20 protein-coding genes are annotated in these 19,354 nt (G+C 58.2%); 7 read left to right on the top strand and 13 right to left on the bottom strand.

Annotation, left to right across the window (positions count from 1 at the left end):
* Nucleotides 1–47 precede the first annotated feature (47 nt).
* From QE435_RS18155 to QE435_RS18145, 3 genes are all read right to left on the bottom strand, one after another.
* Nucleotides 48–548 carry an N-acetyltransferase family protein gene (locus QE435_RS18155; protein ID WP_349042221.1) on the bottom strand — a complete coding sequence of 167 codons (501 nt, stop codon included), beginning with the start codon at nt 546–548 and terminating at the stop codon, nt 48–50.
* Nucleotides 549–645: 97 nt separating this feature from the next.
* Nucleotides 646–1,317 (bottom strand): hemolysin III family protein, encoded by a 672-nt coding sequence (locus tag QE435_RS18150; protein WP_306931732.1) that lies wholly within the window; start codon nt 1,315–1,317, stop codon nt 646–648.
* A 115-nt stretch (nt 1,318–1,432) separates the two neighbouring features.
* Nucleotides 1,433–1,843: a universal stress protein gene (locus tag QE435_RS18145; protein ID WP_349042220.1), complete on the bottom strand. Its 411-nt coding sequence runs from the start codon at nt 1,841–1,843 to the stop codon at nt 1,433–1,435.
* A gap of 220 nt (nt 1,844–2,063) precedes the next feature.
* Here QE435_RS18145 and QE435_RS18140 point away from each other — a divergent pair, with 220 nt between their 5' ends.
* A complete protein-coding gene (locus QE435_RS18140; protein WP_349042219.1) occupies nt 2,064–2,924 on the top strand; it encodes a VOC family protein in 861 nt (286 codons plus the stop codon).
* 103 nt (nt 2,925–3,027) lie between these two features.
* Entirely contained in the window at nt 3,028–4,197 is a 1,170-nt protein-coding gene (locus QE435_RS18135) for an AI-2E family transporter (protein WP_349042218.1), read from the top strand.
* 18 nt (nt 4,198–4,215) lie between these two features.
* Here the strand turns inward: QE435_RS18135 and QE435_RS18130 are convergent, their stop codons facing one another.
* From QE435_RS18130 to QE435_RS18120, 3 genes are all read right to left on the bottom strand, one after another.
* Nucleotides 4,216–4,953 carry a polysaccharide deacetylase family protein gene (locus tag QE435_RS18130; protein WP_306931725.1) on the bottom strand — a complete coding sequence of 246 codons (738 nt, stop codon included), beginning with the start codon at nt 4,951–4,953 and terminating at the stop codon, nt 4,216–4,218.
* A 58-nt stretch (nt 4,954–5,011) separates the two neighbouring features.
* Nucleotides 5,012–5,932: a dihydrodipicolinate synthase family protein gene (locus QE435_RS18125; RefSeq protein ID WP_306931723.1), complete on the bottom strand. Its 921-nt coding sequence runs from the start codon at nt 5,930–5,932 to the stop codon at nt 5,012–5,014.
* A gap of 121 nt (nt 5,933–6,053) precedes the next feature.
* Complete coding sequence (locus QE435_RS18120) at nt 6,054–7,514, bottom strand: protein adenylyltransferase SelO (protein ID WP_349042900.1); 1,461 nt, start codon at nt 7,512–7,514, stop codon at nt 6,054–6,056.
* 261 nt (nt 7,515–7,775) lie between these two features.
* Between QE435_RS18120 and QE435_RS18115 the strand changes: the two genes are divergently transcribed.
* The 3 genes from QE435_RS18115 (at nt 7,776) to QE435_RS18105 (ending at nt 10,005) form a co-directional block, all read left to right on the top strand.
* Nucleotides 7,776–9,491, top strand: a complete 1,716-nt coding sequence (locus QE435_RS18115; protein ID WP_349042217.1) for a GH32 C-terminal domain-containing protein — start codon at nt 7,776–7,778, stop codon at nt 9,489–9,491.
* Nucleotides 9,492–9,555: 64 nt separating this feature from the next.
* Entirely contained in the window at nt 9,556–9,726 is a 171-nt protein-coding gene (locus tag QE435_RS18110) for a hypothetical protein (protein WP_306931720.1), read from the top strand.
* A 30-nt stretch (nt 9,727–9,756) separates the two neighbouring features.
* On the top strand, nt 9,757–10,005 hold the full coding sequence (locus tag QE435_RS18105; protein WP_349042216.1) for a hypothetical protein: 249 nt from the start codon (nt 9,757–9,759) through the stop codon (nt 10,003–10,005).
* 41 nt (nt 10,006–10,046) lie between these two features.
* Here QE435_RS18105 and QE435_RS18100 read toward each other — a convergent pair whose 3' ends face one another.
* The 6 genes from QE435_RS18100 to QE435_RS18075 form a co-directional block, all read right to left on the bottom strand.
* On the bottom strand, nt 10,047–10,247 hold the full coding sequence (locus QE435_RS18100; protein WP_349042215.1) for a heavy-metal-associated domain-containing protein: 201 nt from the start codon (nt 10,245–10,247) through the stop codon (nt 10,047–10,049).
* On the bottom strand, nt 10,240–10,668 hold the full coding sequence (gene cueR / locus QE435_RS18095; RefSeq protein WP_349042214.1) for a Cu(I)-responsive transcriptional regulator: 429 nt from the start codon (nt 10,666–10,668) through the stop codon (nt 10,240–10,242). The genes QE435_RS18100 and cueR overlap by 8 nt, the downstream gene beginning before the upstream one ends.
* Nucleotides 10,665–13,193: a heavy metal translocating P-type ATPase gene (locus tag QE435_RS18090; protein ID WP_349042213.1), complete on the bottom strand. Its 2,529-nt coding sequence runs from the start codon at nt 13,191–13,193 to the stop codon at nt 10,665–10,667. The genes cueR and QE435_RS18090 overlap by 4 nt, the downstream gene beginning before the upstream one ends.
* 259 nt (nt 13,194–13,452) lie before the next feature.
* Entirely contained in the window at nt 13,453–14,064 is a 612-nt protein-coding gene (locus tag QE435_RS18085; protein ID WP_349042212.1) for a class I SAM-dependent methyltransferase, read from the bottom strand.
* An 8-nt stretch (nt 14,065–14,072) separates the two neighbouring features.
* Nucleotides 14,073–14,858 (bottom strand): class D beta-lactamase, encoded by a 786-nt coding sequence (blaOXA, locus tag QE435_RS18080; protein WP_349042899.1) that lies wholly within the window; start codon nt 14,856–14,858, stop codon nt 14,073–14,075.
* A gap of 272 nt (nt 14,859–15,130) precedes the next feature.
* The gene (locus QE435_RS18075; RefSeq protein ID WP_306931707.1) at nt 15,131–15,610 is read right to left on the bottom strand and encodes a YcgN family cysteine cluster protein; all 480 of its coding nucleotides are present in this window, start codon (nt 15,608–15,610) and stop codon (nt 15,131–15,133) included.
* Nucleotides 15,611–15,793: 183 nt separating this feature from the next.
* On the opposite strand from QE435_RS18075, the gene QE435_RS18070 reads away from it, so the two are divergent.
* Complete coding sequence (locus tag QE435_RS18070) at nt 15,794–17,959, top strand: transglycosylase domain-containing protein (protein WP_349042211.1); 2,166 nt, start codon at nt 15,794–15,796, stop codon at nt 17,957–17,959.
* Between the two features lie 220 nt (nt 17,960–18,179).
* Here QE435_RS18070 and QE435_RS18065 read toward each other — a convergent pair whose 3' ends face one another.
* Nucleotides 18,180–18,674, bottom strand: coding sequence for a DUF805 domain-containing protein (locus QE435_RS18065; protein ID WP_349042210.1), 495 nt, complete (start codon nt 18,672–18,674; stop codon nt 18,180–18,182).
* Nucleotides 18,675–18,922: 248 nt separating this feature from the next.
* On the opposite strand from QE435_RS18065, the gene QE435_RS18060 reads away from it, so the two are divergent.
* Nucleotides 18,923–19,354 carry a DUF2231 domain-containing protein gene (locus tag QE435_RS18060; RefSeq protein ID WP_349042209.1) on the top strand — a complete coding sequence of 144 codons (432 nt, stop codon included), beginning with the start codon at nt 18,923–18,925 and terminating at the stop codon, nt 19,352–19,354.

Genomic DNA, 19,354 nt, shown 5'->3' with positions numbered 1-19,354 from the left:
TAAAGCGTCCTTTGTGCGCCCAATAGGACGCACGGCGCTTTAGCCGCTTATGAAGGAACCCTGAGCTCCATCGTGGTGAGATCCAGCCATCTACCGAATTTCTTGCCGACTTCCGAATATTGGCCTGCGACCCGGAAACCGAGCTTTTCATGAAGGCGAATGGAAGCGACGTTTTCGGACTCGATGGCGCCGATCATCACATGCACCCCGGCTGCCTTGGCATGTTCGATCAAGGACAGCATCAACAACCTGCCAATGCCGTAGCCGCGCGCATCCTTGTGCACATAGACCGAATGTTCACGCGTGTGGCGATAACCGTCAAATGGGCGCCAGTCGCCAAACGAGGCGTAGCCAACGACTGCACCGTCCTTGATCGCCACGATCACCGGAAAGCCGCGCTCTTTGCGCAGCTTGAACCATTCCTTGCGGTTATCGAGATCCACCAGGATTTCGTTCCAGATGGCGGTCGTGTTTTCCACGGCATCATTGTAGATTTCCATGATACCGGTCAGGTCTTCGACGGTGGCGTCGCGCAGTTGAATGCTCATTCTCAATATCCGCTTCAGATCAATGTCTGTACTGACCATAGGGATCAAGGCAGAGCGTGTGAAGCGATTTTCAGCAGGCTTTGTGCAAATGGCAGGATCAAGAGACGATCGCCGGCGTAAGGCTGAAGCTCGTCATGACGGCCGAATAATGGACCGCAGCAGCAACCACGACGAAGCCGTGCCAGATGGCATTCTGGAACCGCAGCCGCTCCCATACGTGGAAGATCACGCCCATCGAATAGATCATGCCGCCGATGACGATCAGCCACATGGTGATCGGGGCCAGATGGTTCGACAAAGGCTCTGCCACCATCACGCCACTCCAGCCCATGCCGAGATAAAGCAGGATGGCCAGCCGGTCATATCGTCCGGGATAAAAGCATTTGAGGAAAATGCCGCCCAGCGCCGCCATCCAGATTCCGGCCAGCGTCAGCGCGATCAGAGGATCCTCAATGCCGCGCTGGAGAAAGGGCGTGTAAGTGGCGGCAATCAGAATGAAAATTGCCGAATGGTCGAGCCGGCGGAGCAGCCACTTCGCCCGGGAATGCGGCCAGATATTGTAGGTGAAGGAAATGGAGAGACAGAGGATAAGGCCGAGCGCGTAAATCCAAGCCGCTGCGATCGCGCTGAGGCTGCCCCAAAGGGTAACATAGAAGATGAGCGCGGTTGCTCCCACAAGCGCAAAGGCTATGCCGACGCCATGGACGATGCCATCGGCCACTATCTCATGAAGGTCATACCGGCGGCCAAATGGCCAAAGCTCGCTCATTTCGTCTTCCCGTCTGTGGTCGCCTTATCATGACGCCAATATGAGACGGGAACAAGACGACGGAGCCGGTCAGACTTCACTTTCCGTTCCCGCCTGTTGCAAAACCGGAGACGGTTTAACGGTCTACCAGCACCGAGCACTTGGCATGGCGCACCACGCGATCTGCGGTGGAGCCAATAAAGTAATTGGTGAAATCCGGCGTATGCGAGGAGATGATGATGAGGTCCACGCCGATCTCTTCAGCCAGCGCCAGAATCTCACGCGCGGGAGCGCCGCTTCGAATTTCCGTGGACGCGATATGCGGCGACTTTTCTTTCAGGACGGCGAGCTGGCTCTTGGCATCCTTCACCGCATTTTCGATGATGTCCATCGGCACATCGATTGCCAGATAGCCCGGTAGATCTTCCACCACATTCATCAGCACGATCTGGCCGCCTTGATCGAGAAGCGCCTCGGCCTTTTTCACCGCGCGCTCTGCCTTGCTGGCGTTGCTGAGATCGACAGGTACCAGGATTTTTCCGTACATTGCATGCTCCCTTGGTTTGGAAGCAATTCTGCTGCTTCCTGCCCACGATCATAGCCACTCCCAACAAAGCGCGCCATAACGGACGTCAATTCTTGGTGCGTTACCGTCAACGATTATTAGACAGTTTATCGCCGAATGGTGAGCTTCTCCGAACGGTCGACTGTCTCCATATTGACGTCAACAGGTTCGCAAATGAGCGGACAAAATGGAGACATTTCCAATGAACACGGAAAAGCAGTTCGCCTTCACGCGTCCCGGCTATGTGGGACAGGCGCATCTGGTGGTGAAGGACCTCAGTCGGGTCTCGCGCTTCTATCAGACTATCATCGGCCTTTCGGTGATCGAAAAGAGTGCCAGCGGTGAGATTCTTGGCGTCAACGGTCTGCCGCTCTTGACGTTGACAACGTCAATCGATGCCGAGAAGGCACCAGCCACCGCGGCTGGTCTTTTCCACACTGCCTTCCTCCTACCGAACCGCAACGCCCTCGCCGACTGGCTTGCCCATGTGGCGCATAACAATATCCAGCTTGAGGGCGCTTCCGATCACCTCGTCAGCGAGGCGATCTATCTGTCCGATCCGGAAGGAAACGGCATCGAGGTCTATCGTGACCGGCAGCCGGATGAGTGGAACTACCAGGCGGATGGAACGGTCGAGATGGCAACAAAGCGGCTCGATCTGCAGGCACTCTATGACAGCGCCAACCAAACGCCGTTCCAGCAGGCCGCAGATGGCACTGCGATCGGACATATCCATCTCCAAGTCGGCGCGCTACCGCAGGCGGATGCTTTCTATCAGGATGTTCTCGGCCTGAAGATCATGGCGCGCTACCCGGGTGCCAGCTTCTTCGGCTATGGCGCCTATCACCACCATGTTGCAGCCAATATCTGGAACAGCAGGGGCGCCGTAACGCGCAAGGAAAACATGACCGGCCTTTCGGGCTATTCGCTGAAATTCAACGAGAAAGACACCCTAGACAGGGCGCTTGCCGCGTTGGATCGGCTGGAAATTCCAACTGAGCGCCAGAGTGACGGGATCGCCGTGAAAGACCCGTGGGGCATCGGCCTGAAGCTGTCGGCCTAACTCTTTGAAGGGGAGCCATCAGGGCTCCTTTTCTTATTTGAGTGCTTCTGGAACTGCGATCCCCACGGCGAGTTATAGCTCTCCATGAGGGGTCGGGAAAAAGATGAACAATCACGTTTTCAGCCGGAAGAAAAAGAAGAAAGCCGAAGCGCTTCCCATCGAACAAACGCGCGATCCGGTCATTAAAAGCGCGCTCGCAACGGCACAGGACGATGCGCGCAGCCAGCAACCTTTGGGGCGCGAGGCGCTTGATGTCGCCGTAGCCTGGTCAGTCGTCGGCCTCTTCGTCATCGTCTTCATGAGTGTGATCCACGCTCTGTCCCTCGTACTCATCCCCATCGTCATGGCGATCGTCGTCGGCATGATCCTCGGCGTCGCCGCGGAGAAGCTTGGCTCCTACGGTGTTCCAGGTTTCGCGGTCGCGCTCATTCTGTCGTCGGCGGTGGCCCTTGTTCTCTTTCTCGTGGTCAATTCGCTGGTCGAGCCTCTGTCGGCGCTTGCAAGCGAAGGCCCGGCGCTGCTTGAACGCACGCTCGACCGCTTCTTGCCGTACCTCCAGGGTTGGCGATGGCTCAACATCTCGACCGCCACATTCAGTCTCGGCAATATTTCGATGGAATCGCTGATTTCACGCAGTGGTGAAATCATATCGGTGGTGGGTGCCAACCTGACGCCGGCCATCGTTCAGGGACTGATGTTCTTCGCCGCGTTGCTGCTGTTTCTCTACAGCCGCCTACGGCTGCGCAAAGCCGTGATCATGGCGTTTCCGCAGCGCCATCAACGGCTTAGAACCATCCGCACGATCGCCTCCATCGAGACCGTTCTCAGCTCCTACTTCGCCACCGCCTCGCTGCTTTATGCAGCGCTTGGCGTTTCCATGGTCGTGATCGCTTTTCTTGGCGGGCTTGCGATGCCATTTCTCTGGGGGTTGTTTGCGTTTCTCTCCAGCTTCGTCCCGTTTCTCGGCATTACGGCCATGACGCTGGCGCTTGCAGTCGCAGGCATCATCACACACGACAATCTGTTTCTTGCGCTGCTTCCCTCGATCGTTTTCTTCACAATCCACCTACTGATGGAAAATCTGGTCTTCCCGGCGGTCGTCGGCAAGAACATGGAGATCAACCCGTTCTTGGTTTTCGTCGCCATCATCTTCTGGACATGGATGTGGGGTGCGGCAGGCGCGATGCTGGCCCTGCCACTATCGCTCATCGGCATGACGATTGCGCGTGAACTCTTCCCATCGCGTCGTGTGGTGCCAAACCTCCCGGCGTGATCAGCGGGTTAGGTCTGGTCAGTTCGACGGCGGATTAAAAGCTGGGTCGTCCAACCGCACGAAGGTCACGCCGCGCGCTTTCAGAGCCAGAAGACCTTTCACCACGCCCTCGCCCGCTTCATGGGTCGGCTGGTTGATGTGGGAAATCACGACATCCCCATCCCTGGCGGCAGCAATATGCTTGGCCGTCATCGCACTTCCCAGAAGAGATCCGCCATCGCCATTGATGGAATAGCCGGCCACGCGCTCGCCGAGCTGGTTGATCGTGGTCATGGATGTGTTGGTATATTTTGCCGTGGCGCCGCGAAACCATTGCGGTTGCCTGCCAGTGGCAGCGAGGATTGCCTGTCGGCCGCCCTCAACCTCCTGAACGACGGCAGCCTCAGAACCGGCGGCCGCTATACCGTAGATCGAAACCGGCTTATCCACTGCCGGGATATGATTTTCCCCGTGGTTTTCCAGTTCGAAGAGATCGGGATGGGCCATCAGGATTGCGAGGGCCTCGCTATTGTGTTTCAGCCAGCGGGCCGTAACGAAGATGGTCGCCGGAATCTTTTCCTGCACCAGCGTGTTGAGAATGCGAAAATCGGTCTTGCCCATGCAGGCATCCAGCGTGATGGCAACACGCACCGGTGCGCCCTTCGATTGCGACTTCGAAACAGGCATTTTGAGACTCGGCTCCAGAAGCCCCGTTCCGGCAAAAGCCGGCATGGCGAGGGTCGCGAACAGGGCTGCGAGGGCAACAGGCTTCAACATAGCAAACGGGCTTTCGGCTAAAATTTCACTCGGCAATGCCGCTCTCAAAACGCCGGAATTATGGCGTCGCTGCCGGCAGCGCGTCCAGTTCGGCGAGCTTCGCCAGCGCTTCCTCCACGCGTTGCGTGTCGCTGACACCGAGCGCCATGATCGGCAGCGGCGGCTGGCGGTGGGTGAGCGAGAGGAGATTGGCAGCCGTATAGATGACGCGGTAGCTGCCGAAGGTCTTGAAGAGCAGCCAGAGCGGCTCGAAAAACGCTTGCAGGCGCTGGACCTCCGCTTTGTTGCCCGCCTTGGCAGCGGTGAACAGACGCCGCGCAGGAACGGGTAGAAGCCCGGCGATCACGCTGTACCAACTATCCGCACCCTGAAGCAGGGCATCGGCACAGCCCCAGTCTCCGCTATAGCCAATGGCAAAATCGTCGCCGAGGCGCGGACGTAGCCGTTCCAGTTCCGCCTTGAACTGCATGTCCGAAGGCAGCGGCATTTTTACCGAGAGGATATGCGGAATATAGGCTAGCCGAACCAGCAGTTCTTCACCGAAGGTGAAATGGGTTGTCGACGGGTTGTTATAGATGCAGAGCGGCAGCGCGGTAGACCCGGCCACGGCGGCGAAGTGATGATAGGCTTCTTCCTGCGTCAGAGGCGTGTAGGAGACCGGCGCCAGCAAAAGCGCATCGGCTCCCGCCTCTTCTGCGTCCTTTGCAAGAGCCAGTGCCTCATCCGTGCGAAGTGCCCCTGCCCCGACGATCAGGGTTCGTTTTCCCTTCAGGCATTCGACCGCTGCCTGGATGGCGCGTAAGCGCTCCTCGCGGCTGAGATAGGCATAGCTGCCGGTGCTGCCGAGAAGCCCGATCGAATCGACGCCTGCCGCATCCAGCCTCTCGATCAGGCGAGACAGCGCTTCTACATCGACACGGCCATTCTCATCCGCTGGCGTCAGCGGAAATGCCGAAAGGCCATGAAACCTGTTGCTCATGCGATGTCACCCCAAAATCCCTCTTGGCTCAGGATTACGGGGCAAACGATGGGACGACAATAACGACATGAAATCATTGAGATAGGGTTGCAGATAAGCAACTACTCTCTTGCACTCAGTCTCACGTTCCGCAGAAGGTTCTGAAGACCCTCTCATGGTTCATCGGCGCCTGCATGTAGACGGAGAATTCCGGCAGTTCTTCGAAAGGACGGGCGGTCGCCTTCAGCATCTCGTGGAATGGCTCAAAATCACTGTCCTCGACCGCCGCGGAAATCACCTCCTCGATCCTGTGGTTGCGCGGAATGATGGCTGGGTTGATGGTGCGCATGGCGTCTGCCCGCTCCTTGCCAGAACTCCTCTCCTGCGCAGCGCGGGCGTTCCAACGCTCCAGCCATTCGTCTGCGGCAGCGAGGTCGATGAACAGACCACGGAACGGTTCAGCATTGCCTTCTGCCGCATCGCAGAGCCTGCGGAAGGTCAGGGTGTAATCCACCTCAGACCGCTGCATGAGCGCCAGAAGGTCCTGCACCAACTGCTCGTCACCCTCTGCTTCAGTCTGAAGGCCTAATTTGGCACGCATGCCGGAAATCCATCGTTTCGGAAACGCTTTGGCGAAATCGGCCAATACGCCGTTGGCGAAATCTACTGCCTTGTCCTGATCCTCATCGAGAAGCGGGATCAGGCATTCGGCTAGTCTCGCGATATTCCACTGAGCGATGCCGGGCTGGTTGTTATAGGCATAGCGGCCCTGCGCATCGATGGAAGAAAACACCTTGTTTGGATGGTACTCATCCATGAAGGCGCAGGGGCCGAAGTCGATGGTCTCACCGGATACCGCCATGTTGTCGGTGTTCATCACGCCGTGGATGAAGCCCACCATCAGCCAGCGGCAGATCAGATCGCATTGTCTTTCGGCAATGGCCTGAAGCATGGCGAGGTAGGGCTTTTCGGCTTGGCGGGCCTCGGGATAATGCCGATCGATGACGTAATCGGATAGCGCCTTCAAGGCGTCCGTATCTTCCCGCGCTGCGAAGAACTGGAACGTGCCGACGCGAATGTGGCTTGCTGCAACGCGGGTGAAGACACCGCCCGGCAAGCCGATTTCGCGCTGAACACGCTCGCCCGTGGTGACCGCCGCAAGGGCACGGGTTGCGGGAATGCCAAGCGCGTACATCGCCTCTGAAACGATATATTCGCGTAAAACCGGTCCGAGCGCGGCACGTCCGTCTCCCCTGCGGGAGAAGCGCGTCGGGCCCGAACCCTTCAACTGAATATCCCGCCGCCTACCCTGAGCGTCGATCACCTCGCCCAAAAGAATAGCCCGGCCGTCACCAAGCTGCGGCACGAAATTGCCGAACTGGTGTCCGGCATAGGCCATAGCCAAAGGTTCCGCACCTTGGGGTACGGCGTTGCCGGAGAAGATCGCTGCCAGCCGCTCGTCGTCTATCCCGTCCACGTCAAGGCCAAGCTCTTCCGCCAAGGGTCGATTGAAGGCGATAAGCTGCGGCGCTTTCACCGGCGTGGGAAGAACGGCAGCGCTGAAGCGCTCCGGCAGACGGGCGTAGGAATTATCAAAACGGATCACGGGCTTGCTCCCTTTTGCCGCTATATTGGGTTTCGAGCCCAACTTTGCCAGTGTTGAAGCTGATACAAAGCCCCGCCGCTGAGAGCCAGCGGCTTTGTGTCTCTCCATGCGGCACCTCAATCCTCGCATGGCCTCTGGGCTCGGGCCGGTTTTGGTCATCATCAACGTCGGAACATCGGCCCGGTCTTTTGCCGGTGAACTTTAACCTGCCATTTTCATTCCTATTCTGAGCCTGGTTTGCAAAGAAAGGATAGTGGAATGAATGACATCGCTGCGCCAACAGAAGCTGAAAGCGCCATCCGGACCATTCACACCGACCTTCCCGTCAATGCAACGTTCCATGTATGGCTGAAGGCGAAGAAGCCGGATGTTGCAGGCGCGGTGTCATTTTCAAACGCCAATGGCAAGTTCGGCGAAGTCTCTACGTCCAATCTCGAAGAGTACAGTTTTCGCATCTATCACGTCTTCGGCGGCGGACGCGTGGACATCACCTATGACACGATGACGACGGCCGTTTCAGTGATCTACTGGTTCATCGCATCCGACGTGCTGGAGACCGGCATTACCGTCGTCCACACCAAGCCGGACAACGCCCCACCGGATTTGCCGGACAGCTATCACTTCCGCCCCCCCTTCGGCTGGATGAATGACCCGAACGGGTTTGGACGGTTCGAGGGACACCCGCATCTCTTCTACCAGCATTATTCGCATGGGCTTCGGTGGAACACGATGCATTGGGGCCATGCCATCTCGTCGGATTATCTGCGCTGGCGACATCTGCCTATCTTCCTCTTCCCATCGGAAGATTTGACGACCCGGCCGGACAAGCGCGGTGGCGCCTATTCCGGGTCTACGATCCCGCTTGTGGAAGGAACCGGCATCCGCGTTTTCTTTACCGAACAGGTGCAGGACCGCGTGCCCGAGCAACAGATCCAGCTCACCGCTACGTCCTCCGATCTGATCATGGCGGGCCAAGCGCAAGTCATCCTCGGCCACCGGCCCGATGGGCAAGGGCTGACACCTGATTTTCGCGACCCTTATGTGGTGCGCGGCCCCGATGGCCTCTGGAAGATGCTGCTCGGTAGTCAGAGCGACAGTGGCGGCGTCATCCTGCTCTATGAAACGCAGGATCCGACGGCGGCCTCTGGCTGGACCTATGTCGGCAAGCTTTGGGTGGAGACCCGCTACAAAACCACCGCAATCGAATGCCCATGCCTGCTTCCGCTGGACGGGCCGGCCAATGCCCGCTCCACCCGCTGGGTGCTGACTTACGGCCTGATGCATTCGGAAGATCCCGTGACCGGGCGCAAGAACCTCACCATGGCGGATGTGGGCTGGTTCGACGGTAAGAACTTCGTCAAGGAATTCGGCCAGGAGCTTGATTTCGGGACCGACAATTATGCGTTCCAGGCGTTTCTCGATGGCGACAGCATCGTCGGGATCGGCTGGCTGGCAAACTGGGCGGATGCAACGCCAGAGATCGATTTTCCGACATCCATGACCCTGCCGCGACGGATGCATTTTTCCAATGGCGCGCTGCTCACCCCACCGATTGGCGCAGCTGAGAGCCTGCGACATCGCATTCTGGACCGCACACGCCTAGCCGCAGGTGACCGTGTCGATCTATCGACAGGGGCCGTCGAATTGCTGTTCGAACTCAGCAAACCCGGCATGCCCTTCGAGCTTGAACTTGATCATCCTGACGTGCGGCTCGGCGTCGTGTGCGACGAAACGGGCCTCTGGATCCGCCATGAAGACGGCAAGGATGGTCCCTCGCCACGGTATCTCTCCGAAGGTGCGCGCCCCTATCGCCTGCGCATCTTTGTCGATTACGGGTCGATCGAGGTTTTCGCCGACCGGGGACGCTATGTGGGCACCAAGCGCATTGCCAGCTTCAAGCCGGTACGCGCTGCGCATCTGAAAGCTCTTACAGGGACAGTCGCACATGCGACAATCTGGAGTCTCAAACAGTAAAGATAGGAACCTTTGCGGCTTTGGCGCCTTTCCTGAATGACGAGATTCTAAAAAGGGCGATCAGATGACACAGATTAAGGAAACAGATCCCGTACATTTCCCCACGCAGGCGAATGAGAACAAAGGCGAAAAACGCAAGGCCGGCAAAGGCATTGTGTTGGTGATCGCGGGCATCGGTATCTTGGCATTCGTCATCTACATGGTGGCGATCCTGGTCGCATCCACCCAATCCTAAACCAACCCGAATCATTGAGGAGGAAAACCGATGGACCCGCGCGAACCGCTTCTGGAAAGTGAAGATGCACTCGATCAGGCGATCACCGGCCTGGACGTTGAAGAACTCCCGGCGAAGGGCGAAATCCCGCAGGAGTTGGAGCACGAAATCGAGGAAGACGAACTCGAAACGGAAGACGACCCTTATCAGGAAAGCGATGAGGCCCTTCCCGATGATGCAGAAGAACGTGTCATCGACCGTAATCCCTCCCGAGAAGGCGGCGCTTTCGACGAGGTTTGAATGAGCCCGTGAAAGCTACGATCTTGCTGTTGGCGAGCCGGCTATCCGGCTCGCTCAGGCGTGTAACCCACCTCCTGCATGGCCGCCATCGCCTTATCGGCATCGCCATCCACCACGACCTTATGCGATGAAAGATCGATACTCACCTCAGCCCCTGGCAGCGCTTCGTTAAGCGCATTGCGGATGGTCTTCTCGCAGTGGCCGCAGGTCATATCCGGCACTGTGAATGTGGTCTCAGCCATGGTCTTTCCTTCCTGTTATCCGTTTTGATGGTTCGGCTCCGGCCAGATCGTCGAGGATTGGGCAGTCCGGTCTGTGGTCGCCTCCACAGCAATGGGCGAGGTGCGATAGCGTTTTCACCATGCTCCTCATATCCTCGATCTTGCGCTCCAGGTCGGCAATATGGGTGAGAGCAATTGCTTTCACCGCCGAGCTTTCCCGCGCCTTGTCCTGCCAGAGTTTCAGCAGCGCTTCAGTTTCTTCCAATGAAAAACCAAGCGTGCGGGCACGCTTGATGAACCGCAGATTATGCACCTCCTGATCGCCATAGAGCCGGTAATTATTATCGGCCCGGGTTGCGGGGGAGATAAGTCCAATCTGCTCGTAATAGCGGATCATTTTGGCCGAAACGCCGGAGGCCTGTGATGCTTCGCCGATATTCATGACTTCACCGCTCCACTCGTCACACTTGTGGTCTTGAGACGCAGGGCATTGCCCACCACAAAAACCGAGGAAAGCGCCATGGCACCTGCTCCGATCATCGGTGAGAGCGTAATGCCGAAGGCGGGATAAAGCGCGCCTGCGGCAAGCGGGATCAGCGCGACGTTATAGCCGAAGGCCCAGAACAGGTTCTGGCTGATGTTGCGCATCGTCGCACGGCTCATTTCGATCGCGTGGACGGCGCCCATCAGATCGCCGCCCACCAGCACGACGTCGGCACTTTCAATGGCGACATCCGTGCCGGTCCCGATGGCGATGCCGATATCGGCCTCGGCAAGCGCTGGCGCGTCGTTGATGCCATCGCCGATGAAGGCGAGGATCTTGCCACCCTGGCGCAAATCGTGGATAGCCTGCACCTTGCCTTCCGGCAGGACGCCGGCAATAACCTTGTCGATGCCGACCTGATCTGCAATCGCACGCGCCGTCGCCTCGTTATCGCCAGTCACCATCACCACGTCGATGCCCATGCCGCGAAGCGTTTTGATCGCCTCGACGCTCGAGGTTTTCAACGGATCGGCAACTGCGATGACGGCGGCAAGCACACCATCGATGGCGGCGTAAATCGGAGTCTTGCCTTGACGACCCAAGCGCGTCGCCGCATCGGCGAAAGGTGCGACCGACAGGCCGAGCTTCTCCATATATCGATCCGCACCGACATCGACCGTACGGCCATCAACGACTGCCCGGATGCCGTAGCCGGTGATGCTTTCAAAGTTCTGCGCGTTGGTTGGCTCCAGTTCTGCAGGGATCACCGCTTTCTCGCGCGCCGCACGGGTGATGGCTTCGGCAATCGGATGCTCCGAACGGGCTTCGACTGCGGCAACGAGGCGCAGAACGTCGTTCTGTTCAAAGCCATCCGCCACGATCAGGTCCGTCAGTTCCGGCCGACCCTTGGTCACCGTCCCGGTCTTATCGACCACGACGATCTCGGGACTGCGCAGCTGCTGCAATGCTTCACCCTTGCGGAAGAGCACACCGAGTTCTGCCGCGCGACCCGTGCCGACCATGATCGAGGTCGGCGTTGCGAGGCCCATGGCGCAGGGGCAGGCAATGATAAGGACGGCAACGGCGTTGATCAGCGCAAATGTATAGGCCGGATCCGGACCGAAGATGGCCCAGACGATGAAGGTCAGTAGCGCGACGCCGATCACGACCGGAACGAACAGCGCGGTGACCCTGTCGACCACCAGCTGAATAGGAAGCCTAGAGCCTTGCGCCTGCTCCACCAGCCTGATGATCTGCGACAGCATCATGTCGCCGCCGACCTTCGTCGCGCGGTATTTAAAGGCACCTGTCTTGTTGATCGTGCCGCCCACAACGCCAGCACCCACAGCCTTTTCCACCGGAACAGGCTCTCCCGAGATCATCGCTTCATCGACATAGGAATGACCTTCGACCACTTCTCCATCGACAGGTAGCCGCTCACCGGGGCGAATGACGACAATGTCTCCTGCCCTCACCTCCTCCACTGCTATGTCATTGATTCCACCGTCACGCTCGACACGCGCGGTCTTGGCCTGGAGGCTCGCAAGCTTGCGGATCGCATCACCTGTTTTGCCGCTGGCGCGTGCCTCGAGCAGCCGACCGATGAGAATGAGCGTGACGATGACGGTGGCCGCCTCGTAGTAGACATGGCGGGCATTTTCCGGCAGCACGCCTGGCGCAAAAGTCGTGACCAGGGAATAGAGATAGGCGGCGCTGACACCGAGGGCGACGAGTGAGTTCATCTCTGGCGCGCCGTGGAAAAGGGCGGGGAAGCCACTCTTCAGAAAGCGCCGTCCCGGCCCGAAGATTACCGCGGTGGCCAACAGGAAATAGACATAATAAAGGGTCTGGGTGTCTATGACGCTCATCAGCCAGTGGTGCATCGGTGCGTAAACATGCCCACCCATCTCCAAAACGAAGAGCGGCGCGGTCAGGACTGCTGCGATGATCACATCGCGCTTCACCGTCGCTTCATCGCCCATGTGGTGGCTGTGATCATGAGCGCTGTCATGCTGATGGGCAGCGTGATCATGATGCGTGGGCTTTGCCGCGGCAACCGGGAAGCCAGCGGCTTTCGCCGTTTCGATCAACATCTCACGCTGGCGCAAGCCGCCCAAGCCTTCGACCGCAACCTTGCCCTCAACATCGACGTCTGCGTTCACGACGGTTGCAACGGCCTCGAGCACGCCCTTCAACCGTAAGGCATCAGCCTCATCTTTCACACCATCGACGAAAAACTCTGTTCGAACCGGCCCGATCTCATAGCCGATCTTTTTAACGGCCGCCGCCAGGGTTTTGGCGGAGAACCCTTCCACCGGCTCCACCGTGAGTTTCTTTGTTGCGAAGTTGACGGAACTGGACGCCACGCCTGGAACCTTCGCCGCCGCTGTCTCCACCCGCCGAACGCAAGACGCGCAAGTCATGCCTTCCACAGGAACGGAAAGTGGCTCCTGCAATTGGTTTGGTCTCACGGTCTCGTTCATCGCTATCCCCTTTCGAGGCACATGATTGCCCTGTCTGTTTCCGGTGAAACGTCTGATGTTTCACCGGGCACGACATCAATGTAGGGCTTCCCATCATGGGAAGGTCAAGAGGAGATGTAGTGTTTTATCGAGAGCCCGCCAAGAAGAGCGACCGCGATCCAGATCGGAATAAAAATGCTGCGGCAGCATCGCCGACAGGGGGCACGGATCACGAGCAGAAAGATAAAGCGCATGGACGTAACGCTTCTCGCCGGAAAGGCTAACTGCGGCTACGCTTTGCCAAATAGATCGTCGCCCCGCCACAGCTCTGATCCTCGATCTCATGTGCGATGATCTCAAAACCACCGTCAGCGAGGATCAACCGATACTCCTCAAATGCTAGACTGGCGTGATAAAGCGTCTGGCCACAGAAACGTCCGAACGTTTCCTGACGGTCAGGGCCTGCCGTGAACAACAGAACGGCGTTTTCCGTTGCACGGCGCATGCTCCTTTCGAGGACAATTTGCTGGTCGTCCGGCGTCAGGTGAAAGAGGCTATGCCAGGCGATCAAACCATCAAAGCGCCTGTCCAAGCGCAGATCGCGCATGTCCCCGACAAGCCATCGATGGCCAGGAAATCGCTCACGGCACAGCAAAATCAGGGAGATGGAGGCATCGATGCCGGTCAGCTGATGCCCGCGTTCGATACAGTAGCGCGCTATCGGCTCCCCGGCCCCACAGCCCATGTCCAGTATCGACGCCTTGGGCGGCAAATGCGCGAGAAACCTGTCCAGCCAGGGTTTCTCCATGAGTTCGCGGCTGCGCGATCGATCAAAATCGGCAGCATATGCCTGGTACAGCGCGATCACATTGCTTGCCGCGTCATCAGACATGACCGCTTCTACCGATGGGTGGCGTAGCGCTGAATATCGCGCAGAAACTCGCCACGCACCACCTCGCCCATCGGCTGCTCCGAGGGCTTGTCACCGACGCGCAGGCGAACGAAAACGATGTGTTGACCTTCGCGCTCTGCCCAGCCGACGAACCATCCGAAGGGCCGATTGGGATCTGGCTTGCCATCCGGCCCTTTCATGGTGCCGGTACCCGTCGTGCCATGAGCACTCCAGGCTTCCGCGCCGTCAAACACCGGAACGATGGCCTTGGTCTTGTTCTGCGCATCACGAGAAAACGGCAGGTTGTTGGCCAGGAGACGCCGCATGAACCCCACCTGCTCGACGGGCGAGATTTCCAGCGACGTGTTGACCCAGGAGTCGGTCAGCCCATTGTCCTTGCCCGGATCTCCGGCCACGTCACCATTGCCGAAACCGAGACGCCTTACATAGGAGGCGAATTTTTCCTTGCCGAGACGGCTGGTGATTTCACGCGAGTACCAGCGGATCGACTCTTTCTGCCAAGTCGTGGGATCCACCGTCTTGCGCTCCTGCGGTGCGGCATCCACACCCTTCTGCCAGTCCCAGGCCGGATTGAACTCGTCCTGAAGAATTCCGGCGTCATAGCCGATCAGCGCCAGTGGCACCTTGAAGGTGGAGCCGGGCGAGACGCGCCTGTCGCAAGCGCCCTGCTGATTGATAACCGCGCCGGTTTCCACCGATGTGACCAGCGTGCATTCGAAGGGCTGCACGGCCTGAGCGCGCGCTGGCGTGGAAGCCGCTGCGAGGAGGCACATCGGTAAAAGAAGGCTGAAAGCGTGCCGCGATCTTTCAGATACGCTCTTCACGCTTGTGCTCCTGGTTTTGTGGCATATCGTCAGCGCAAAACCGCGTAACGCTTTTGCGCTGACCATGCTTTTGACTTTGGCGCATGCAGGGTCCTTGATCATCCGGCAAAGCATCATAGCCGGGAACGGGCACAAGAAAAGTAAGGTAATGGGATAGAGACGTGATGCGGCAGGATTAGGACGGGTTTCGCGACAGTTTGCATTCGGCACAGACCACCTGCTCAACGCGGCTTTTGCGCCTCTGGTCGCCATCCCACTGTCAAAGGCCAGTCCACCACATAGTCTTCGAAATCATCCACAGGGACGTCCTTCTCGTTGACCGTGCGTCCACGTGCGGAAATGCCCGCAATATGAACCGTTTCGGGATCGCCCGAGACCAGATGATGCCACCAGTAGAGATCCTTCCCGTCCCGGACCAACGCGTAGGCACAGGTGGGCGGCAACCAGCCGATCTCATCGACCAGCTTCAGATCGAGCTGGATACAATCAGGCACGGTGGCGCGCCGGTTTTCGTAATCGGAACAGCGACAGCTTGTGCCGTCCAGCAGCTGGCAGGCGACGGAGGTGAACACCACCTCGCCCGTATCCCAGTCTTCCAGCTTGTTGAGACAACACAGGCCACAGCCATCGCACAAGCTCTCCCATTCGCTGTTACTCATTTGCGCCAGCGATTTGGTTTTCCAGAACGGCGCGTCACTCATCGTTAAGATTTCCGTTTCATTTTGCATCTTCGGGCATCAAATAGGAAAGCCCGTTTTGTCGTATCGCCATGGGCTGGATTATAAGATAATTCTTAAATCCGGCGGAGTGGTGGTGAGGAATGACCCGCGCAAGGTAACCGCGTCAAGCGTTCACTCACCACATCGAACAGGAATACGTTTCAGGTGCAGGAAGACAACAACAAGAAACCGGCGCGCCGTAAACGCCATATTCTGCTTCGCATCGATTCCTGGATCGATTCAAGCCTGTGGACAGCCGCATCCCGTGCATTCGATTTCTGGGAAGAGGTGACGATCGCCTCTCGCAAACTGCATGTGCGCGGCTGGAAGAAATTTCTTGTCAACATGACCTGCAATGCGCTGACCGTCGGTGCAGCCGGCTCCGTCGTCATGCTGGCACTCGCACTTCCCGCCTTCGAGGAAACCAAGAAAGACTGGCGCTACCGCGGCGATTTTGCGGTGACCTTCCTCGATCGCTACGGCAACACGATCGGCCATCGCGGCATCATTCACGAGGATTCCGTTCCGATCGACCAGATGCCGGATCACTTCATCAAGGCGGTTCTGGCAACGGAAGACCGGCGCTTCTTCGACCATTTCGGCATAGACTTCATCGGCCTTGCCCGCGCCATGAGCGAGAACGCGCGGGCTGGTGGCGTCGTACAGGGTGGCTCGACGCTGACGCAGCAGCTTGCCAAGAACCTGTTCCTCACCAATGAGCGCTCGTTGGAGCGCAAGATCAAGGAAGCCTTCCTGGCATTGTGGCTGGAAGCCAATATGTCGAAGAAGGAAATCCTCGCGCTCTATCTCGACCGCGCCTATATGGGCGGCGGCACCTTTGGCGCGGCAGCAGCTGCCCAATTTTATTTCGGCAAGAACCTCTCCGACGTGACGCTGGCGGAATCCGCCATCCTTGCCGGTCTGTTTAAAGCTCCGGCGAAATACGCGCCGCATGTCAATCTGCCGGCGGCACGTGCACGTGCCAACACGGTTCTCTCCAACCTCGTCCAGGGTGGATTGATGACCGAAGGCCAGGTTGTGGGTGCGCGTCGCAACCCGGCAACCGTTATCGACCGCGAAGAGGTGCAGGCACCCGACTACTTCCTTGATTGGGCCTTTGACGAAGTCCAGCGCTTGGCCCGGGAAGGCAAGATCAAGGACCACACCGTGGTGGTTCGCACCACCATCGATACCGGCCTGCAACAGGCTGCCGAGCAGGCCATGGAAGGCAGCCTCCGAGAATTTGGCGAGGGCTACAAGGTCAAGCAGGGCGCGATGGTGATGATCGAAAATGGCGGCGGTATCCGCGCCATGGTCGGTGGTCGTGACTATGGCGAAAGCCAGTTCAACCGCGCAACGGCAGCCCTTCGTCAGCCGGGTTCTTCGTTCAAGGTCTACACCTACTCTGCCGCCATGGAAAAGGGCTACAAGCCGGAGACATTGATCTCCGATGCGCCGGTCACATGGCGGGGCTGGTCGCCGCAGAATTACGGCCGCTCCTATGCCGGTAAGGTGACACTGCAGACGGCGCTCGCGAAATCCTACAACACCGTGCCGGTGCGGCTCGCCAAGGACGTACTCGGCACGCAGATCATCGTCGACACGGCAAAGGCAATGGGCGTTGCCACGCCGCTTCGCAGCGACAAGACCATTCCGCTCGGCACGTCGGAACTGACCGTGCTGGATCAGGCGACGGGCTACGCCGTCTTTCCCGCCAATGGAATGCAATCGCGCCGTCATGGCATCGAGCAGGTTCTCGATTACGAGGGCAAGATTCTCTATGACTTCGACCGCGATGAACCGCCCGCCCATCGTGTGCTTTCGGAAGAAGCGACCTCGAAGATGAACCGTATGCTGGTGACGATTCCGGTGGAGGGAACCGCGCGGCGGGGAGCGCTGGACAATGGCATCGTGTCCGGCGGCAAGACCGGAACGTCGCAGGCCTATCGTGACGCCTGGTATGTCGGCTTTACCGGTAACTACACGACTGCCGTGTGGTTCGGTAACGACGACTTCACCTCGATGAACAACATGACCGGCGGCGCGCTTCCCGCCATGACCTTCAAGCGGCTGATGGACTATGCCCACCAAGGCATGGAACTGCGTCCCATTCCCGGCATCCAGAACCCGCTGCCAACGGGCTCGCGCCCACAACCTGCCGCCAATGGCGCGCAGGTTGCATCAGCCGATGCCAACGCGCTTCCAGCACTCACCCGCCCCCGCTCTCTTTCCGCCGAAGCCACCCGCATTCTTCGCGCCGTCGGCCAGCAGTTGAAAGAGGCTTCAGCGCCGACCTTGTCGCCGCAGAAGGTGGCGGATGTTGGAAACTAGTGCGCAAGAACACCCGACTACCCGATGTTGGGTGTCAAGACTGATCAGCACTACGTTACTGTAGACAGTCCTCGGATATACTTAGAACGGGATCTTTCACACCTCGAACTCTTCACGTCAGTGCGCCGCTTCAGCAGTTTTTGAAAATGTAGAGACTTCTCCAGCCGAAGCGTGGCCGCTTCGGCGTTGGAGGCTAAGCGCATTGAAGGTGACCCTTTGATTACCGGAAAGTTTCAGCTGGATCCTTACCGAGTTGCGAGTCTGTCCCTCTTTTCAATGCGGGTCCGTCGGCAGCCGGGAAGCAGTACCATATAATCAAAATCAGCCAGCCGATGGGAAAGAGAAACCAGAAAAGCTGAAGCCATCCGCTTCGATTAAGATCGTGAAGACGACGCGCGTTGACTGCGATGAGAGGCACTAAAGTCGCGAGGTTCCATATCAGGCCAAGAACTCTCGATCGATCGATCATGTCGGCTACAATCGAGATCAGGAATAGGAACAGAATTGAATACCAAAACTCCGATCGGCTCGCTCTTGATGAAAAGTTCACATAGTTTTTGAAGAAACTCGATATCGCTTCTCCAAAGCTCATAGCGTATGGCAGCCCCGCAAATCGGTTAGGGCCCGCAGGCGGTCGCTTAAACACGAAAAAGAGCGGGATAGGTGCGAAAATGCCGAGCACTATCACCCAGTGCCAAAGAGAAAAACTACCCATTCAAAACCCCGGATGTAACTGAGAAACCCCAATTACGACCTACGGCTGTTCAGGCGCTAAACAAAACAATATTTCGTCCGCGTGCATCTGGATTAAACCTTTTCCACACCTAACCTAAACGAAGTTACCTTCTTGCGCTGCTAACTCCCAAGCTCTTGCAACCAAATCGCACCTCCAACCGTTTGCAAGAGCACAAAAGCGCCCGTCGGGACTTGGGCGCTCCCCTCAATGCCGGTTGGAGCCAAGACATGAGTGATGCATCCCACGGGGAAGCTTCCGCCTATCCTTTTCAGCTGCTGTTCGTCCCCTTCCCGTTCGTCTGCTTCTCGCTAGCGTTCGGAACGGACGTTGCCTATTGGCGCACAGCCAATCTGATGTGGTCGAATTTTTCCTCATGGCTTCTTTTCGCGGGGCTGGTCGCCGGCGGTCTGGCAATTCTTGCCGGTCTCATCGATCTGCTGCGCCGGCGCACACGACCGATGCGTCCGTCCTTCGTCTCCATCATCCTTTTCATCGTGATGCTGCTCCTCGCCTTCATCAACAGTCTTGTTCACGCCGGTGACGGTTGGACGGCTGTGGTGCCTTACGGGCTGCTGCTTTCGGCCATCACCTTCGTGGTGTCGTTGATGGCTGTTTCCGCCTCCTCCCGCAAATACGCCCGTCTGGCCTGGAGAGTATGA

Source organism: Agrobacterium sp. SORGH_AS 787, assembly GCF_030819035.1.
In the GTDB taxonomy this organism is placed as follows: Bacteria; Pseudomonadota; Alphaproteobacteria; order Rhizobiales; family Rhizobiaceae; genus Agrobacterium; species Agrobacterium larrymoorei_B.
The sequence above is the reverse complement of the archived record's forward strand: the minus strand, read 5'-3'. Positions and strand labels throughout refer to the sequence as shown.

Bases quoted from the DNA above. Each gene is read 5' to 3' on its own strand.
- QE435_RS18155 (WP_349042221.1), bottom strand. From the start codon at position 548: ATGAGCATTCAACTGCGCGACGCCACCGTCGAAGACCTGACCGGTATC.
- QE435_RS18150 (WP_306931732.1), bottom strand. From the start codon at position 1,317: ATGAGCGAGCTTTGGCCATTTGGCCGCCGGTATGACCTTCATGAGATA.
- QE435_RS18145 (WP_349042220.1), bottom strand. From the start codon at position 1,843: ATGTACGGAAAAATCCTGGTACCTGTCGATCTCAGCAACGCCAGCAAG.
- QE435_RS18140 (WP_349042219.1), top strand. From the start codon at position 2,064: ATGAACACGGAAAAGCAGTTCGCCTTCACGCGTCCCGGCTATGTGGGA.
- QE435_RS18135 (WP_349042218.1), top strand. From the start codon at position 3,028: ATGAACAATCACGTTTTCAGCCGGAAGAAAAAGAAGAAAGCCGAAGCG.
- QE435_RS18130 (WP_306931725.1), bottom strand. From the start codon at position 4,953: ATGTTGAAGCCTGTTGCCCTCGCAGCCCTGTTCGCGACCCTCGCCATG.
- QE435_RS18125 (WP_306931723.1), bottom strand. From the start codon at position 5,932: ATGAGCAACAGGTTTCATGGCCTTTCGGCATTTCCGCTGACGCCAGCG.
- QE435_RS18115 (WP_349042217.1), top strand. From the start codon at position 7,776: ATGAATGACATCGCTGCGCCAACAGAAGCTGAAAGCGCCATCCGGACC.
- QE435_RS18110 (WP_306931720.1), top strand. From the start codon at position 9,556: ATGACACAGATTAAGGAAACAGATCCCGTACATTTCCCCACGCAGGCG.
- QE435_RS18105 (WP_349042216.1), top strand. From the start codon at position 9,757: ATGGACCCGCGCGAACCGCTTCTGGAAAGTGAAGATGCACTCGATCAG.
- QE435_RS18100 (WP_349042215.1), bottom strand. From the start codon at position 10,247: ATGGCTGAGACCACATTCACAGTGCCGGATATGACCTGCGGCCACTGC.
- cueR (WP_349042214.1), bottom strand. From the start codon at position 10,668: ATGAATATCGGCGAAGCATCACAGGCCTCCGGCGTTTCGGCCAAAATG.
- QE435_RS18090 (WP_349042213.1), bottom strand. From the start codon at position 13,193: ATGAACGAGACCGTGAGACCAAACCAATTGCAGGAGCCACTTTCCGTT.
- QE435_RS18085 (WP_349042212.1), bottom strand. From the start codon at position 14,064: ATGTCTGATGACGCGGCAAGCAATGTGATCGCGCTGTACCAGGCATAT.
- blaOXA (WP_349042899.1), bottom strand. From the start codon at position 14,858: ATGTGCCTCCTCGCAGCGGCTTCCACGCCAGCGCGCGCTCAGGCCGTG.
- QE435_RS18075 (WP_306931707.1), bottom strand. From the start codon at position 15,610: ATGAGTGACGCGCCGTTCTGGAAAACCAAATCGCTGGCGCAAATGAGT.
- QE435_RS18065 (WP_349042210.1), bottom strand. From the start codon at position 18,674: ATGGGTAGTTTTTCTCTTTGGCACTGGGTGATAGTGCTCGGCATTTTC.
- QE435_RS18060 (WP_349042209.1), top strand. From the start codon at position 18,923: ATGAGTGATGCATCCCACGGGGAAGCTTCCGCCTATCCTTTTCAGCTG.